12 protein-coding genes are annotated in these 16,991 nt (G+C 59.2%); 3 read left to right on the forward strand and 9 right to left on the reverse strand.

Annotated elements, in window-relative coordinates:
- Window positions 1-7 precede the first annotated feature (7 nt).
- The 6 genes from ACA057_RS12595 to ACA057_RS12620 form a co-directional block, all read right to left on the reverse strand.
- A complete protein-coding gene (locus tag ACA057_RS12595) occupies window positions 8-1,096 on the reverse strand; it encodes an SMP-30/gluconolactonase/LRE family protein (RefSeq protein ID WP_497348756.1) in 1,089 nt (362 codons plus the stop codon).
- The gene (locus tag ACA057_RS12600; protein ID WP_497348758.1) at window positions 1,093-2,238 is read right to left on the reverse strand and encodes a sterol desaturase/SRPBCC family protein; all 1,146 of its coding nucleotides are present in this window, start codon (window positions 2,236-2,238) and stop codon (window positions 1,093-1,095) included. The genes ACA057_RS12595 and ACA057_RS12600 overlap by 4 nt, the downstream gene beginning before the upstream one ends.
- A gap of 106 nt (window positions 2,239-2,344) precedes the next feature.
- Window positions 2,345-3,208, reverse strand: a complete 864-nt coding sequence (locus ACA057_RS12605; RefSeq protein WP_497348760.1) for a LysR family transcriptional regulator — start codon at window positions 3,206-3,208, stop codon at window positions 2,345-2,347.
- Window positions 3,209-3,351: 143 nt separating this feature from the next.
- A complete protein-coding gene (locus ACA057_RS12610) occupies window positions 3,352-5,199 on the reverse strand; it encodes an amidohydrolase (protein WP_497349884.1) in 1,848 nt (615 codons plus the stop codon).
- Between the two features lie 305 nt (window positions 5,200-5,504).
- Window positions 5,505-5,819: an SCP2 sterol-binding domain-containing protein gene (locus tag ACA057_RS12615; RefSeq protein ID WP_007946492.1), complete on the reverse strand. Its 315-nt coding sequence runs from the start codon at window positions 5,817-5,819 to the stop codon at window positions 5,505-5,507.
- A 64-nt stretch (window positions 5,820-5,883) separates the two neighbouring features.
- On the reverse strand, window positions 5,884-6,594 hold the full coding sequence (locus ACA057_RS12620; protein WP_497348762.1) for a histidine phosphatase family protein: 711 nt from the start codon (window positions 6,592-6,594) through the stop codon (window positions 5,884-5,886).
- Between the two features lie 204 nt (window positions 6,595-6,798).
- Here ACA057_RS12620 and sohB point away from each other — a divergent pair, with 204 nt between their 5' ends.
- Together sohB and ACA057_RS12630 are read left to right on the forward strand one after the other, a co-directional pair.
- A complete protein-coding gene (gene sohB, locus ACA057_RS12625) occupies window positions 6,799-7,821 on the forward strand; it encodes a protease SohB (protein WP_497348764.1) in 1,023 nt (340 codons plus the stop codon).
- A gap of 186 nt (window positions 7,822-8,007) precedes the next feature.
- A complete protein-coding gene (locus ACA057_RS12630) occupies window positions 8,008-12,819 on the forward strand; it encodes an NEL-type E3 ubiquitin ligase domain-containing protein (protein ID WP_497348766.1) in 4,812 nt (1,603 codons plus the stop codon).
- A gap of 68 nt (window positions 12,820-12,887) precedes the next feature.
- Here the strand turns inward: ACA057_RS12630 and ACA057_RS12635 are convergent, their stop codons facing one another.
- Together ACA057_RS12635 and ACA057_RS12640 are read right to left on the reverse strand one after the other, a co-directional pair.
- Complete coding sequence (locus ACA057_RS12635) at window positions 12,888-13,382, reverse strand: DUF934 domain-containing protein (protein ID WP_497348768.1); 495 nt, start codon at window positions 13,380-13,382, stop codon at window positions 12,888-12,890.
- Window positions 13,366-15,024 carry a nitrite/sulfite reductase gene (locus tag ACA057_RS12640; RefSeq protein ID WP_497348770.1) on the reverse strand — a complete coding sequence of 553 codons (1,659 nt, stop codon included), beginning with the start codon at window positions 15,022-15,024 and terminating at the stop codon, window positions 13,366-13,368. The genes ACA057_RS12635 and ACA057_RS12640 overlap by 17 nt, the downstream gene beginning before the upstream one ends.
- 522 nt (window positions 15,025-15,546) lie before the next feature.
- Here ACA057_RS12640 and ACA057_RS12645 point away from each other — a divergent pair.
- Window positions 15,547-16,632 (forward strand): ABC transporter substrate-binding protein, encoded by a 1,086-nt coding sequence (locus tag ACA057_RS12645; protein WP_497348772.1) that lies wholly within the window; start codon window positions 15,547-15,549, stop codon window positions 16,630-16,632.
- Window positions 16,633-16,639: 7 nt separating this feature from the next.
- On the opposite strand, the gene ACA057_RS12650 is transcribed toward ACA057_RS12645, so the two are convergent.
- Window positions 16,640-16,858, reverse strand: a complete 219-nt coding sequence (locus ACA057_RS12650) for a DUF2970 domain-containing protein (protein WP_497348774.1) — start codon at window positions 16,856-16,858, stop codon at window positions 16,640-16,642.
- Window positions 16,859-16,991: the final 133 nt, after the last annotated feature.

Raw genomic sequence — 16,991 nt, forward strand, 5'->3', positions numbered from 1 at the left:
TGCGGTGTTATTGCAACGCGGTACTTAGCGGCAACCGCGCCATGTGATCGGCCTTCAACGAGCCGAAATACAACCAGTCCCCGTATTCGCGCACCGTGGTAATCGGCGAATAATTGTCGCTACTCCCATCCTGCAAATTGGCAATGACCTTGCCCTCAAGGTCCAGCCCCAAGACAAACGCGCGTTTCTCCACCGGTTTGGGCAGCACTTTCATGGCCCGCGCAATCATCTTGCGCACGAAGGGATGCGGCGCCGTGGCATCGAGCAGTGCGTTGCGCGGGGCATAAAGCGCCACCCAGAAGCGATCCCGGCCGTTGAATGCCAGGTTGTCCGGCAGTCCCGGCAAGTTGTCGATGAACAGATCGTGGGTGCCGGCTTTCGGACCGCTCAACCAGTACCGGCTGATGCGGTAGGCACCGGTTTCGTTGACCAGCACAAAACTGTCGTCCGGTCCCAGGGTCACGCCGTTGGCGAATTCCAGCTTATCCAGCAGCACCGCTGTTTTGCCGGTCTGGAAGTCGTAGCGCAGCAACCGGCCGTCGCCACCGTGCTCGATGATCGCTTCGCCGTCCTTGCCGTAGCCGAATCGGCTGGAGGCATCGCTGAAATAGGCATAGTGCCCGGACTTGTCGATGGCCACGTCGTCGGTGAAACCGAAGGGCACGCCGCTGGCGGCGGTGGTCAGTGGAATCAACCGGCCCTGGGCATCCAGCGACAGCAAGCCTTTGACCGCGTCGGCGATCACCAGCAACCCATTGGGATGGCGGGCCAGGCCCAACGGCCTGCCGCCGGTATCGGCCAGGATCTTGGTCACTTTGCCATCGAGACTGGTACGAATCAGCCGACCGTCATGCAGGCCGGTGATCAGGGCGCTGTCTTCCAGCAGCAACGCCTCCGGCCCCTCAATACCGGCAATCCCGACGCGTTCGACACCCTTGAGGCGCTGATTATCGGCGTAGAGTCCGCTGGTGAGGGAGGGCGCCGGTGGCGGCGTCCAGGCCACCGGTTGCACCTGGGTCGGCATCAGCAACACGTAGGCGCCGATGGCCACGATCACCAGCAGCACGACATGGCGAAAATTGACGGTTCGGCTCACGCCGTGGCTCCAGTGGAGGCCAGGTGTTTAAGCGCCATCTCGCGCAGGGCTCGCATTGAGGCTGCCGACTCATTCGCGATGCGCCGCTTGAGCAGCAGGCGATTGGCGATGCGCATCGCCAGGCCGCCGAATTGGTACTCCAGGGTGCGGACAAACCGTGTGCCGTCACCGTCAGCCTCGCACTCGTAAGTCACCACCAGCGACAGGCCATGATCGCCCCGGGCCCGAGCGCACCAGCGCCGTCCTGGCAAATACTCGTCGACGATCCAGCTCAAGTGCCCCTCGCGCCCGCCTGCCCGAATGTCCTCTTCGAACCGAACCCCGGCATGCAGTGGGCCCCGCTGGCCCTCGACCTTGAGGGACGACGGATGCCACTCCGGCCAACGGGTCACGGTGCTGGCGTAGGCGAGCACGTCGATCGGGTTGGCGGCAATGTCGATCTGATGCTGCATGCGGGTCATGGGCGTACTCGTCGAGTTCGGGGAGAAGTGTTCCGGCTCCCAGTAGAGGGTGCCGAACAGATAGTCCATCAGCGGAAACACGATGTTGAAGTTGCGTTCCTGCATCAGCTCGCGGCGGTGATGCAGTTCGTGCAGGCGACGCATCTGGCGGATCCACGGCAGGCGCGTGACCGGGTTACTGGGGGGCAAGTGTTCGCACGCATGGAACACCTCATAAGCCAGGTAGCCGAGGACCAGGCACCCACCGAACAGGCCGGCGACATTGGCGTCGAACTGCTTGAGCAGCCACCAGAGGGGCAGGGTGATGACCACCGTGTGCAACACAATCAGCCAGGCTGGAAACAGAATCACCCGCCAGTCGCGGGCGCTGTCATAGGTCATGTGACCGGGGGCGAAAAAACTGTGATGGTCGCCGGCATGCCGGGCATAAAACATCCGCGCGAAGCTTTTTTTGTGGTGCCCCAGGTGTCGGTGCACGCTGTACACGCCGAAGTTGAAAACCAGCAAGGTCAGCGGCACGGCCAGCCACTCTTGCGGCGTGACCTGATGCACGGTGCTCCAGAATCCGCCGATGGCCAGCACCCCGAACAGCAGCACAAAGGCGCCGTGCAGCCAGGGGTTGTAGAGCGGATGAATGTCGGCGCGGTAGCGGCTGCGAAATGATTCGGTGGTCTGCCTCACTGCGGTCACCTGTGATTATTGTTATAACCAGCAGAGTAGCCGATCCCGTCGTTTTGGCTGGGCGAACCTCAAGGCCACAAACGCCATGCTCCGGTGCAAACCGGACTCAGGTCAGCGGGTTCCAGCGCTGCGACCAGTCATCGTCGGAGCGGATGACTTCGCGCAGCAGGTCGAAGGCCTGCTGCAAGGTCGCCGAGTCGCGGTCGCGGGAGTAAACCAGGTAGGTGGGGTAACTGAATTCCGGGGCCTTGGGCACTTGTTCCAGCAGGCCGTTTTGAAGATAACTCTGGACCACCCGGGTGCGGAAGTAGCCGCTGCCACCGTTTTCCAGAATGTACTGCAAGCCCAGTGGGCCGAGGTTGAAGCTCAACGCGGCTTTGGCTTTTTCCGGCAACGCGGCATCGTGCTGGCGGCGGAAGTCCGGGCCCCAATCGATGTACACGTAAGGATCGGGCCGTCCGGCCAGGCGGACGAGGACGAGTTTTTCTTCCAGTACCTGTTCGACTTGCAGGCCTGGCCAGTATTCGGGCTGATAGACCAGCGCCGCATCCAGCACCCCCAGTTCCAGTTGGCGCAGGAGGTTTTCGCCGTCACGGATTTCCATCCGCAGGGCGTGGCTGGTGATTTTCTCGCGCAGCGCCCCGGCCCAACTGAGCATCAGCGGGTTGCACAAACTGACCTCGCCCCCGATGTGCAGCACGTCGTGGTAACCCTCGGGGAGCGGCAAGTCCCGGCGCGCGGCTTCCCAGGTCTGCACCAGTTGATTGGCGTAGACCACAAAGGCTTCACCGTTCGGGGTCAGGCGGGCACCGGCGCGGTTGCGCACGAACAGCGTACTGCCCAATTGGCTCTCGAGCTTCTGCACGCGCGCGGTGATCGCCGTCTGGGTGACATGGAGTTTTTCGGCGGCAGCGGCGAGGCTGCCGTGACGAACGATTTCCAGAAAGGTGCGGGCGAGTTCGATGTCCATGGAGAGGCCGGTGCGGGAGGTGCGGGAGGTGCGGGCATTGTAAACGGATACGCTAGGACCGGCTCATGCAGCTGGCGAAAGCTGCTATGAGTCGCGGTAATGTCGGATGTGCAGTTCAGTGTGGGAGCGACTGCTCCCACTGTTCAAAACGCGAAACACGAACAACCAAACGCCCCCCAGAAACCGGCGAAATCGCTGACCGGTGCCGAGGATAATCTCGCCCGTTCGTGACTGTGCGCATGTACCGCACACGCCCCGACGCACTGATGCACCTGCGCCGTTATCGGCGCCAAGGGTTTCCAGTGCCCCGGTACGGTGGTGACCGGCGACCATTCCGGCACCACGGGAATCGGAGGCGGCCCGAGTTTTTCGAACTCGACGGCGCCGTAGACGATCTTGCCATCAACAATGGTCAGCACCGATTCGATCCATTTGACCGCTTCGTCCTCGATGTGGAAATAGTCCGCCGACAGCGCAATCAAATCCGCCAGTTGCCCGACTTTGATCTGGCCTTTCTTGCCTTGCTCCGAGGAAAACCAGGCGCTGCCATGGGTGAACAATTCCAGCGCGGTGTCGCGGCTCAAGCCTTGCGGGTACAGCTCCAGGCCGCCCACGGTGCGGCCGCTGACCAGCCAGTACATCGACGTCCACGGGTTGTAACTGGAGACCCGCGTGGCATCGGTGCCGGCGCCAACGGGGATTCCTTCGGCCAACATCCGGGCAATCGGTGGTGTGTGCTCGGCGGCCTTGGCGCCGTAACGGTCGACGAAGTATTCACCCTGGAACGCCATGCGATCCTGAATCGCAATGCCGCCACCGAGGGCTTTGACCCGTTCGATGTTCTGCGGAGTGATGGTTTCGGCATGGTCGAAAAACCACGGCAAGCCGTCGAACGGAATGTCGCGATTGACCTTCTCGAACACGTCAAGCATGCGGCTGATGGATTCGTTGTACGTCGCGTGCAAGCGGAACGGCCAGCGTTGTTCCACCAGGTGCCGCACCACGGGCTCCAGTTCCTGCTCCATGGTTTGCGGCAGGTCGGGGCGTGGTTCGAGGAAGTCTTCAAAGTCTGCTGCCGAGAACACCAGCATTTCCCCGGCACCGTTGTGTCGCAGGAAGTCGTCGCCCTGACCGTAGCGGGAGGTGCTGGTCCAGTTTTTGAAGTCGGTCAGCTCTTCCTTGGGTTTCTGGGTGAACAGGTTGTAGGCGATGCGCACCGTGAGCTGTTGGTCTTTGGCCAGTTGCTGGATGACCTGATAGTCGTCCGGGTAATTCTGGTATCCGCCGCCGGCATCGATGGCGCTGGTGACTCCCAGGCGATTGAGTTCGCGCATGAACTGGCGCGTCGAGTTGACCTGATATTCCAGTGGCAGTTTCGGCCCTTTGGCCAGGGTCGAGTAGAGGATCATCGCGTTGGGTCGGGCGATCAGCATGCCGGTCGGGTCGCCATTGGCATCGCGCTGGATTTCACCGCCCGGCGGGTTCGGTGTGTCGCGGGTATAACCGACCACTTTCAGCGCGGCGCGGTTGAGCAGGGCGCGGTCGTAGAGGTGCAGGACGAACACCGGAGTGTCCGGCGCAGCCTTGTTCAGTTCATCAAGCGTGGGCAGGCGTTTCTCGGCGAACTGGAACTCGTTCCAGCCGCCGACCACCCGCACCCATTGCGGTGTGGGGGTGCGATCCGCTTGATCCTTGAGCATCCGCAAGGCATCGACCAGTGACGGCACGCCTTCCCAGCGCAGTTCGAGGTTGTAGTTCAGGCCACCACGGATCAGGTGCAGGTGCGAGTCATTGAGCCCAGGAATCACCGTGCGTCCGTGCAGGTCGACGATTTTCGTGCCCGGCCCTTGCAGGGCCATGGCCTGGGCATCGCTGCCGACCACCACGAAGCGTCCGTCCTTGATCGCGACAGCACTGGCCTGGGGCTTCTTGCGATCGACGGTGTGCAGGCGTCCGTTGTACAGAATGAGGTCGGCCGGGGCATCGGGCATGGTTTTACTCCCTGCTAGTAGCGGGCTGATCCAGGCGCCGACGGCACCTGCCGTAAGGCCTTGCAGTACACGTCGGCGATTGAAACCGTCGTGGTCGTCAGGTGGGCTCATGGCAGTGCTCCGCGCAAAGGCTCTTCATGAAAAAGCGAGGACAAACGGCCGGTGTCTGACGCAGGCGGCCAGAAAGAATATAGACGGCAAATCCGTGGGAGGCCGTTTTACAGGGGTGAAAAACGACAAATCCCGCCACAAGGGGCGGGATTCGTGTGCAGCCAGAGAGGCTCCCCAAGCAGGGAGCCGCCGTCTTAGCTTGGGAACAGCTCGGACAGTTTCATCGCCAGCATCATGTCGCCTTCGGCGCGCAGTTTGCCGCCCATGAACGCTTGCATGCCGTCGGTCGAACCGTCAACGATGCCTTGCAGGGTTTCGCCGTCCATCACCAGGGTCACCTGGGCGTCCGGGTTTTCGCCTTCTTGCAGCTCGCAGGTGCTGTCCTTGACGATCAGCGAGAAGTTCTTGGTGTCGTCGATGCGGAAACCGAAGACCAGGTCCAGACCGGCAGCAGCGGCTGGGTTGAACTTGGCTTTCATTGCTTGTACGGCATCAGCTACGGAGGTCATGGTTCGATCCTTTCTTGGGTAATTAGAGCTGGGTGATTACAGCCAGGGTCACAATAGTCCGGACTCAGCGAAACGTGATGAGTTCCGGGGCCTTCAACAGTTGCAGATGCACATGACTGTTGAAGGAAGCCAGCGCCACCTCGCGACCACGGAACTTCAGTTGGTTGAGCGAGGTGTTGACGATTTGCCAGTTCAGTTCAAATGCCTGTCGGGCCGGCATTTGCGTTATGAGGTGGAGCAGGGCAGTGATGGTGCCACCGGAAGTGAACACGGCGATTTTCTGGGTATTGTCGGCCTGTTCGAGGATTCGCTGCAGACCGGCCTGCACGCGCTCGACAAACCCCAGCCAGCTTTCCAGGCCCGGTGTGTCAAAGGTGCCGGCGAGCCAGCGTTCGATGATCAGGGCGAAGATGCGCTGGAACTCAGCGCGGTTTTGCGCGGCGTTGCGCAGGATGTCCAGCGCCTCGGGCTCGTCCGCCAACATGGCCGGCAGCAGCGCGCGGATCACCGCGTCGGCGTCGAACTCGTTGAAGGCGGAATCGATTTCCAGTGCCGGAACCGGCAGGCCCACGGTCGCGAACTGTTCCAGCGCGCTGTTGGCCGTATGCTGCTGCCGGCGCAGGTCGCCCGAGAGGCAGCGATCGAAGCTGATGCCGAGCCCGGCCAGGTGTTGGCCGAGTACTTCTGCCTGGCGAATACCGGTCGGCGACAGGACGTCATAGTCGTCTGCACCAAAGGAGGCCTGGCCATGTCGAATCAAATAGATACTGCCCACGTCCGCGTCATCCCGGTACGTTGAAGGTTCGGCGAGGTTATGAGGATGGCGGTGAGCTGTCAATGAAAAAACATACGCTTGTTTGAAATGCCCGTTACAGGCCTGTTGCCAGAGGTTTCACGGCTGGCCGCCGGGCCGACGCATGGGTATGCTGGTGCTAATCCCGCGCGCGTTAATGCAGCGCATCGTATTGAAGGAGTCCCTGTGGAGTTTTTTGCCGAATATGCCGTTTTTCTGGCCAAGACCGTAACACTGGTGATCGCCATTCTGGTGGTCCTGGCCAGTTTTGCGGCCTTGCGCAGCAAAGGCCGACGCAAGACGGCCGGCCAGTTGCAAGTCAGCAAACTCAATGATTTCTACAAAGGGCTGCGTGAGCGCCTTGAGCAAACCCTGCTCGACAAGGACCAGCTCAAGGCCCTGCGCAAGTCCCAGGTTAAAACCGAGAAAAAACAGAAGAAAAAACCCGAGGCAAAACCGCGGGTGTTCGTGCTCGATTTCGACGGCGACATCAAGGCCTCGGCCACTGAAAGTCTGCGCCATGAAATCACCGCGCTGCTGACCCTCGCCACGCCCAAGGATGAAGTGGTGCTGCGCCTGGAAAGCGGCGGCGGCATGGTTCACAGCTACGGCCTGGCGTCCTCGCAACTGGCGCGTATCCGTGAGGCGGGCGTGCCATTGACTGTGTGCATCGACAAGGTCGCGGCCAGCGGCGGCTACATGATGGCGTGCATCGGCGAGAAGATCATCAGCGCACCGTTCGCGATTCTCGGTTCGATCGGCGTGGTGGCGCAGTTGCCCAACGTCAATCGCCTGCTGAAAAAGCACGACATCGACTTCGAAGTCCTGACCGCCGGCGAATACAAACGCACCCTGACGGTGTTTGGCGAAAACACCGAGAAGGGCCGGGAGAAGTTCCAGGAAGACCTGGACATCACCCATCAACTGTTCAAGAACTTTGTGTCCCGTTATCGCCCGCAACTGGCCATCGACGAAGTGGCCACCGGTGAAATCTGGCTCGGCATCGCGGCGCTGGACAAGCAACTGGTGGACGAACTCAAGACCAGCGACGAATACTTGGCCGAACGCGCCAAGCAGTCCGAGCTCTATCATCTGCACTATGCCGAACGCAAAAGCCTGCAGGAACGCATCGGCATGGCGGCCAGCGGTTCGGTCGATCGAGTATTGCTGAGCTGGTGGAGCCGGTTGACCCAGCAACGTTTCTGGTAAAACAAAACAACACGGGCCCTTTCATTGTCTCGCCATGAAGGGCCCGTTTTTTATGGTGGTATATATGTAGTTTTCAGGTTTGTATTGTTGATTCGAATCCCGGTTTTCTGATCGGCTATTCGCGCTTTTATTAAAAATGATGCTCGGTAAGCTGAAGGCTCTAAATCAGTTGTCGAGATACTCAATATGTCTTCTTTATCTGTCCCGCCTGTGGTTCCTGTTTTAACGCCTGAGCAACAAGGCGTTTTTTTTGATGTTGTCAAACGTAATACACCTTCTTGGTTGTTGGCGGCGTCGGATGAGTTACGACGTGAACTTTATGTCAGTTTGATGGCCAGTCATCGCTCAAAAAGTGAAGCCGACACACTTCTGGAAAAGCTCGAATCTCCCGAAAGTTTTTGCGCGCCGTTATTGGCCAAGGCCATGTCCGACAAACTGGGTATGCCGCTGGAAGTGTCAGGTGTGGTTTTTCAACACGTGCGGTCGACCTCGAGCCTGTTGGGGCTACGCAAGAAACTGGTCCTGCCGATCGATCGGGATCTGTTGACGGCAGCCTGCGAAAACTTTGAACTCAGCGAGACGCTGCCGGCAAACTATCACGACACCTCATTGATCTATATTCCGGAAAAGATTACCGGGCGAGCAGCCAAGATACTATCGATAAAACCCGATGAGTTTGCCGCACTGTGCCGGACACTGGATTTAGGTAAGCAATATCAGACTCATCTTCAGACAGTATTTGAGCCTGGTGCGCCGGTCAGTGAACTGCGCAATAAATGCATTACCCATTCGCAGGATTGTTTCGAAGTGGACAGGCATGTCGCGCTGATGAAAAAACACATCAGTCCCGAAGTTCATCAGATGTTGAAGTCAGTGAAAAATAATACGCAACCCCTCAGACTCGGCAACAACACACTGGGTTATCAGGGATTGAAACTGCTTGAGGTGATGATTAATGGGGCGATGTTCATTGGTCCGGTCAGTGAACATGATGATGGTGATTACCGTTGTGTCGTCTATCTGCCGGATGATCCGCTGCACCCATTGAAGGAGTATGCCTCGTTCCGCGATTTCGAGATGGAATTGAGCCGGCGATTGAAAGGCGCCGAATTTCGCAAATTTTTCATGCGCTACATCAGTATCGGCGATCGCTTGAATTTTTTGACTGAGCTCGATAGCCGTTTGTTTCCACGCAGCAATTCACCACTTCCACAGCTGGCTGATTACGTGTCATTTACCGGTGTTGACTTCGAAGGCGACCTTTTTACACAGATGTATCGCCAGCGCGTCGCGCAATCCATAGCGGATGCGCGGCTTATGGTGGTTCCTACAGACGATGAAGACGAGAAGACCCGGCTCGCCAGACTGGAAACCTACAAGACAATCGGGCTCGATCTGCTGTTGGTCGCCGCGTCGTTTCTGCCCGTAGTGGGCGAGATTTTGTTGGCACTGACCGCTGTGCAACTGCTGGCGCAGGTGTATGAAGGCATCGCGAGCTGGTCCAGGGGCGAGAAAGAACAGGCCACGGATTATCTGTTCGATGTGATCGAGAACCTGATTCTGATGGCGGCGTTTACGGCGGGTACGGCGGCCGCTGGAGTGACCTTTAAAGCCGTCAGGACTTCGGGTTTTATCGAATGCCTGAGAACGGTCAACTTGACGCAGGCCCGGACCCGCTTGTGGAAGCCCGACCTGACGGCCTATCACCAGCGTCGGTCCGTGCCCAGGGCGCTGGCCCCGGATGATCGGGGACTGCGCTGGATAGAAGGTCAGGCTTATCTTTCCATCGATACACACCTGTATGCGGTGCGCCCCCAGCCCTCGACGGATTTGTGGGAAGTGCTGCAACCCAATGGCGGCGCAGACGGGTATATCCCATTACTCGAAACGAACGGCGAGGGGGCCTGGCGTCATGACTCGGAACTGACGCAAACATGGGATCAGCTGACACTGTTTCGCCGCTTTGGCTATTCACGCGTTGACCTGCCGGACGTCACTGCGAGGAAGATCCTTGCCGTCAGCGGGATCGAAGACGGTGTTCTGCGTCAGGCTCACACTGACCGTAGCAGCCCACCGGCATTATTGATCGATACGGTTCGGCGGTTTCGTGCCGATGCCACGGTCACTGACTTTATCGAACAGGTGCAGGCAGCGTCGTCAGCTGCGTCGGCAGACTCCGACCTGCAATTGCATTTGCTGACAGCCCTGAGGACCTGGCCAAGCGATAGCGCCATCAGTGTCGTTAATACCGCGGGGGAGCAAACGGGATTGTATGGCTCGCCCACGGCAGCGAAGACCGTCCGGCTTAAACAGGACACATTGGATAAAGGGCAGTGGCACAGCGTGTTGTTGTCAGCCCTCGATAGTGCTCAGCGTGAGAGTCTTCTGGGGGAGGCGGCCGAGGGTTCGGATGCTCAGGTGACGCAACTGATGCAGATCATCGCGGAGCCGGCCGAAAGCAAAAGACTGGCACTGTTCAGTCGGGTCTATCAACGCACGCAAGCGCCGAGCAATGTCCGGGTGTCTGCCTTACTCGGCGCCTTTGCCGATTTGCCGGCCAGTGTGGCCGAGGAACTGGTGAACAACGCCACTATCGAGGAGTGGGCCGAACTGGATGCTGCCAAAGTGCCGTTGCGGCTGGCGGAAGAAGCGCGGCGTTATGAACAGGTTGTGCGTGTCAGTCGGGCATACGAGGGCTTGTATCTCAATGGTGCTGGGGGCTACTACACCCATTGTCTGGTGCTCGATACCCTTGCGCACTTGCCAGGCTGGTCCGCTGACCTGCGCGTCCAGATCCTGGAGTGGACCATCAGCGAAGGGGTGGTGGCCAGTATTGGAGCGGAGCAAGCATCGGAGAAACTGCTGATCAACGCGCTTGCTGACCGATACAGCGTCTTTGAAGGGCGCGACGGGCCCCTGACCACATTCACCGGACGCACCCGTGACCATTATTTCCAGGCGCTATGGCATGGGCTCCCGGCGCAACTTAAGGAGGCACTGGGCGTTCAGGCTGATGACGCGGGGACGGCGTTGCGGGAGAAAATTACGCGGCTCGCCTTGCAGCGGCGCTCAGCCATCGCGCAGGTCATAGGCGCCCAGCCTCGCCGCCCAGGCTACACCTCGCCCATGGGGTTGGCTGACAGGTCTGTCGCACAGTCCGGTAGCGCTGCCGTCGCCAGCACCGACGTTAAGGTGCGCCGGGCGCAAGAGCTTTATCCGATGCATTCCCCCGCGCAAATCCACACATTGTTGACTGCCCTCGGTACGAACGAGATTCTGGTTCTGAGGAAGCTGGAAGCGCAGAGGCTGGAGTTTGTTGCAATCAGGGAAACGTTGAGCCGCTGGGTAAACCGGCAAACCTGGCATCAGACGCCCGACGGCCCACGGTTGCAGGTCTCCAGGCTGAGCAAGCTCCGCGCCGCGCAAGCAATCACTCGCAGTTGGCGTAACGAATCCGGCATTGCTCAGCCGATTGAAGGGCCATTGAGCACGCTGATATTGGTCGCAGAACCTTTGGGTGAGTTACCGGTGATTATCGGCAATTTCAGCCATGTCGGTAGCCTGGTGCTGGAAGGCGTGGGGGCGGGCGCCGGTTTGAATACCTTTCTGCATAACTTCAGCAATCTGCGCAGCCTGTCCCTGCGCGGCAATCACCTGACGCGTTTGCCCTTGGCCGTGGAACGCATGCCGACGCTGGCGCATCTGGACCTGAGCGACAACCGGATTCAACTGACGGCCGAGTCAGTCACTCAGCTTGCGAATATGACGGGCCTGCAGACGCTAAACCTGGCCCGCAATCCATCCCTTTCGCGAGTGCCTGATGTCAGCAAATTGCAGCACCTGGAGCAGCTGAGCCTGCGTGGCACCGGTATCGATCAGTGGCCCCCGGGCGCCTCAGGTCTTTCCAGCCTGCGCCTGCTCGATATGCGCGACAACCAGATAGAACAGTTGCCCAAAGAGGTCTTCGAGGGGGCTTTGGCGATAAACCAGGGAATCAATGTGTATGGCAACCCGTTATCGCCTGACACGTTCAAACAGATAGTCACGTATCAGCAAAAAAGGGGTGTCAATCTTGGGGTGACCGCCTCGGATTACCGTCGGCAACTCGGGGCAACCGGGCCCCAGGCAGATCAAAGTGCTTTATGGCTGGCGGGCAATTCCATTGCCGAATCTTTGCCCAGACGGACGCTGTGGGACTCGTTGCAGGTAACGCCCGGTTCGGGTGATTTTTTCAATGTGCTTTCACGCCTGAGTGAGACGGCCGATTTCAAGCGAATTTACGCACACTTCAGCCAGCGGGTCTGGAACGTCCTGGAGGCGGTCGCCGAAGATGATCGTCTGCGACGGTCATTGTTTAGCATGGCCCGCGTGGGGCGGGTCAGCGCCGACGGATACGCGGCGCTTTTCAGTGAATTTGAAGTGCAGGTGTTGTGCTTCCGCGCAATGGCAGCGGCCACGACCGGTGCGGCGGCTCTGGAGCAGCAACTCATCAACCTGCTAAGGGGCTTGTTCCGCTTGCAAGAGGTCGAAGGATTGGCGTTGGCAGATATCAACACACGCAGCGTCGCTGAACCGACAATCTACGAGCACGCCCTTGAGGTCAGTCTGGCTTATCGCGTGAGGCTGGCCGAGCGATTGGACTTGCCGTCCCAGCCAAGGGGCATCACGACCCGATGGAATGTCGAGATTCACCCGACGACCCTGGACCGGATGTATCAGGATGTGCTGACAAAGGAACGCACCAGCGCATGGCCGGAATGGATCATCACGCAAGGGTTTTGGGTCGAATACCTTGAGGCGTCCCATCGTGAACGGTTTGAGGCGGTCTCTGATCGGGCAGCACGGTCGTTTGCGCAGTTGGAGGGGCAGGAACTCTCGCAGGCGGTCGCTACTGAGCGTATGAATGGCGTCTTTCAAAACTTCAAAAACGAACGTCGCGAGCTGATCAAACAGCTTACGTCCCAGGCATTGGTACGAAATCAGGCGCCCGATTCCTGAAGAACAATCGCAAACGCGGTAGAGGTGGATGGCCTTGAACCCCCGCAGAGAGGTTCAAGGCCTCACGATCAACGGCGACGGAACAGCGGCAGCGGTTCGTCGGTGGCGGCCTGATAGGTCACCGAGAAGTCCTTGAGACCTTCCAGGGCTTCGTACGGGTCTTTATCGGCGCGGATTGCAAACGCGTCAAAACCGCAGCGGTGCAGGTAGAACAACTGGTCGCGCAGGACATCGCCAATCGCCCGCAATTCGCCTTTGAAACCATAACGGTCTCGCAGCAGACGGGCGTTGGAGTAGTTGCGGCCATCGGTGAAGGCCGGGAAGTTCAAGGCGATGACCTGGAAACTCTCCACGTCTTCACCGATTTCTTCGGCTTCTTCATCGGCATCCAGCCATACGCCCAAACCGCCATCGCGGGCCTTGAGCATACGACTGTGCTCGCGCCACAGCTGCAGCGGGACGATCAGATCGTCGCAGTTGCTGATCTCGTCGATGTTGAAGTCCTTGGGCAACAGGTGCCAGGTTTCGTCGACGACTTCGTTGTTCTTAATTATTCGCTGCATAGACGCGCTCCTTGAAGAGGTCGATACCAATACGCTGGTAGGTGTCGATGAAACGCTCGTCTTCGGTACGTTGTTCAAGGTACACGTCGATCAGCTTTTCGATCACGTCAGGCATGGCGTCCTGGGCAAAGGACGGGCCGAGGATTTTACCCAGGCTGGCGTCGCGGCTGCCGCTGCCACCGAGGGAAACCTGGTAGAACTCTTCGCCTTTCTTGTCCACGCCGAGAATGCCGATGTGGCCGACGTGGTGGTGACCACAGGCGTTCATGCAACCGGAGATGTTCAGGTCCAGTTCACCGATGTCGAACAGGTAGTCCAGATCGTCGAAACGACGCTGGATCGATTCGGCGATCGGGATCGACTTGGCGTTGGCCAGGGAGCAGAAGTCGCCGCCCGGGCAGCAGATGATGTCGGTCAGCAGACCAATGTTCGGCGTGGCGAAACCTTGCTCGCGCAACTCGCTCCACATCGCAAACAACTGGCTCTGTTCAACATCGGCCAGAATGATGTTCTGCTCGTGGGAGGTGCGCAGCTGACCGAAGCTGTAACGATCGGCCAGGTCGGCAACGGCATCGAGCTGCTTGTCGGTGATGTCGCCCGGTGCAACACCGGTCGGCTTCAGGGACAGCGTCACCGCGACATAACCCGGCTTCTTGTGCGCCAGGGTATTGCGGGTGCGCCAGCGGGCGAAGCCCGGATGCTGCTTGTCGAGCTCGGCCAGTTCGGCAGCCTGGTTGTCCAGGACCTTGTAGTCCGGGTCGACGAAGTGTTTGGCGACGCGATGCACTTCGGCGTCGGTCAGCGTGGTCTGGCCACCGCGAAGGTGCTCCATTTCCGCGTCGACTTTTTGTGCGAAGACTTCAGGGGTCAAGGCTTTGACGAGGATCTTGATCCGCGCCTTGTACTTGTTGTCACGACGGCCGTAGCGGTTGTAAACCCGCAGGATGGCGTCGAGGTAGCTCAACAGGTCTTTCCAGGGCAGGAATTCATTGATGAATGCCCCCACCACCGGCGTACGACCGAGGCCGCCACCGACCAGCACACGGAAACCCAGTTCGCCAGCGGCGTTGTGTACCGGCTCAAGGCCGATGTCATGGACTTCGATAGCGGCACGGTCGGAGGTCGAACCGTTGATGGCAATCTTGAATTTACGCGGCAGGTAGGCGAATTCCGGGTGGAATGTCGTCCACTGACGGACGATCTCGCACCACGGACGCGGGTCGATCAACTCGTCGAAAGCGACACCGGCGAACTGGTCGGTGGTGACGTTGCGCAGGCAGTTGCCGCTGGTCTGGATCGCGTGCATCTGCACGGTGGCCAGTTCAGCCAGGATGTCCGGAATGTCTTCCAGGGCCGGCCAGTTGAACTGCACGTTCTGCCGGGTACTGATGTGGGCATAGCCCTTGTCGTAGTCGCGGGCAATCTTGGCCATCATTCGCGTCTGGCGCGAAGTCAGTTGGCCGTAAGGCACCGCCACACGCAACATCGGCGCGAAACGCTGGATATAAAGCCCGTTTTGCAAGCGCAGGGGGCGGAATTCTTCTTCGCTCAGCTCGCCTGCCAGATAGCGTCGGGTCTGATCACGGAACTGCTTGACGCGGTCCTCGATGATCCGCTGATCGTACTCGTCGTATACGTACATATAAGTCCTGTTCTCAGGCTTGGGCCGGTCGGATCCAGCTGCGTTTTTGGCTTGCTGAAGTCTCGATACTGCCTCGGCAATTCTGCGCGCACGGCCGCGCACTCCCAACGGAGCCGGGGCAAGATACCAGTTTGCAGTTATGCGCAAAAGTGATGTTTGAGTATATGCAAAGAACCAAAACGACTAATGAGATGCAATGGGACAAAACCCACATTTGTGGTGCGGGCAATCGTCGTCTTTACTGTGGTCGAGTCTTTATGCAATCACCGATAAAACCGACAAGAGGCGATGCAATGAGCAACCCTACCAAAGCTTCAAAACCCGATAGCACCGTCGATGCCTGGGCGATTCTGTTCCTGATCATCCTGGTCGTGGGCACAGCCGTATTCTGGGTCAGTCATCAGTAATCGACCCCGTCCGGGTCCTGTCCTGACGATTGTCGGACAAAAACCGGAATAAACGCCGTTTGACGGGAGTTCGCTGGCTATAATGCGCGGCGAATTTTCGGGGCTCGGACGATCAATGTTGAAGTTTCTGTGTGGTGTACTGCTGACGCTGAGTACGGTCGTTGGATCGTGCGCTCAAGCGGCGTCGGTGTTGTTCCTGAATCCGGGAACCACCAAGGAAGCTTTTTGGGTCAGCTACTCGCAATTCATGCAGGCCGCCGCCACCGACCTGGGCATGGATTTGCGCATCCAGTATTCCGACCGGGTGGCCGAAATCACCCTCAGGCAGGCGCGCGAAGCCCTGCAAGGGCCGGTTCGTCCGGACTATCTGGTGTTCGTCAACGAGCAGTACATCGCCCCCGAAATTCTGCGCCTGTCCCGAGGCAGCGGGGTGAAACTGTTCATGGTCAACAACGCCCTGACCGCGAGCCAGATGAGCCTGCTAGGTTCGCAGCCGGACAAATACCCCGATTGGCTGGGTAGCCTGGTGCCCAACGATGAGGAGGGCGGCTACCTGATGCTCAAGGAGCTGATTCGCCTGCACGGCGCGGTAGGTCGCGGTCAGTTCATCGACTTGCTGGCCTTTTCCGGTTTGAAGATCACCCCCGCCGCGCAGTTGCGCGAGAAGGGCATGATGCGCGCCCTGGCCGAACATCCTGAAGTGCGGTTGCGCCAGTTGGTGTATGGCGGCTGGACCCATCAGCGGGCCTATGAGCAGGCAAAATTGCTGTTCAAGCGCTACCCGCAGACAGCGCTGGTCTGGTCGGCGAATGACGAAATGGCCTTCGGCGCCATGCAGGCGTATGCCGAAACCGGTGGCAAACCCGGGAAGGACGCGTTGTTCGGCGCCATCAATAACTCGCCGGCGGCGTTGCAGGCGTTGCTGGACAATCGATTGAGCGTGTTGCTGGGCGGGCACTTCAGTCTCGGCGGCTGGGCGCTGGTGCAGTTGCACGATTACGATCAGGGCGTGGATGTCAGCCAGTATGGTGGTCGCGACCGGCAGATCCCGTTATTGCAATTGATTAATCGGGCGCAAGCCAGGCAATTGCTGGCGATGGGCGCGGCGCAGAATTTCGGCGTGGATTTTCACAAGCTCTCGGCCAAGGGCAAGCCCACGACGTACCGCTACCCGTTCAGCCTGCAAACGTTGATGCACTGAGCCGGATTCAAACGCCCGCCACGAGCAGCACCAGTTTCACGATGCCAAACAGTGCCAGGGCGAACACTGCCGTGAACAGAATCCCCAGAATCACGAAATGACTCGGCTTGCCGTGCGTGAAGTCCCGCGCGCGGTTTTTCCCGCTTTGCACCCCGAAGGCCGCCGCCATCACGCTGTGCAGCATCTGCCAGAACGTCGGCGGTTTGTTGTCGACTGGGTCGTCCATAAATGCCTCGCCTGAAAGAATGTCCCAAGAGCATAGCCAATCCGGCCATTCGTGCCGCCGAAGCCGTTGGTAACAAACCGGCAATGGCGCCATAACTATCTACCGCAGAGGCGCGTTCTTCAAATGGTGTCCT

The sequence above is a fragment of the Pseudomonas sp. LBUM1661 genome (assembly GCF_059695925.1).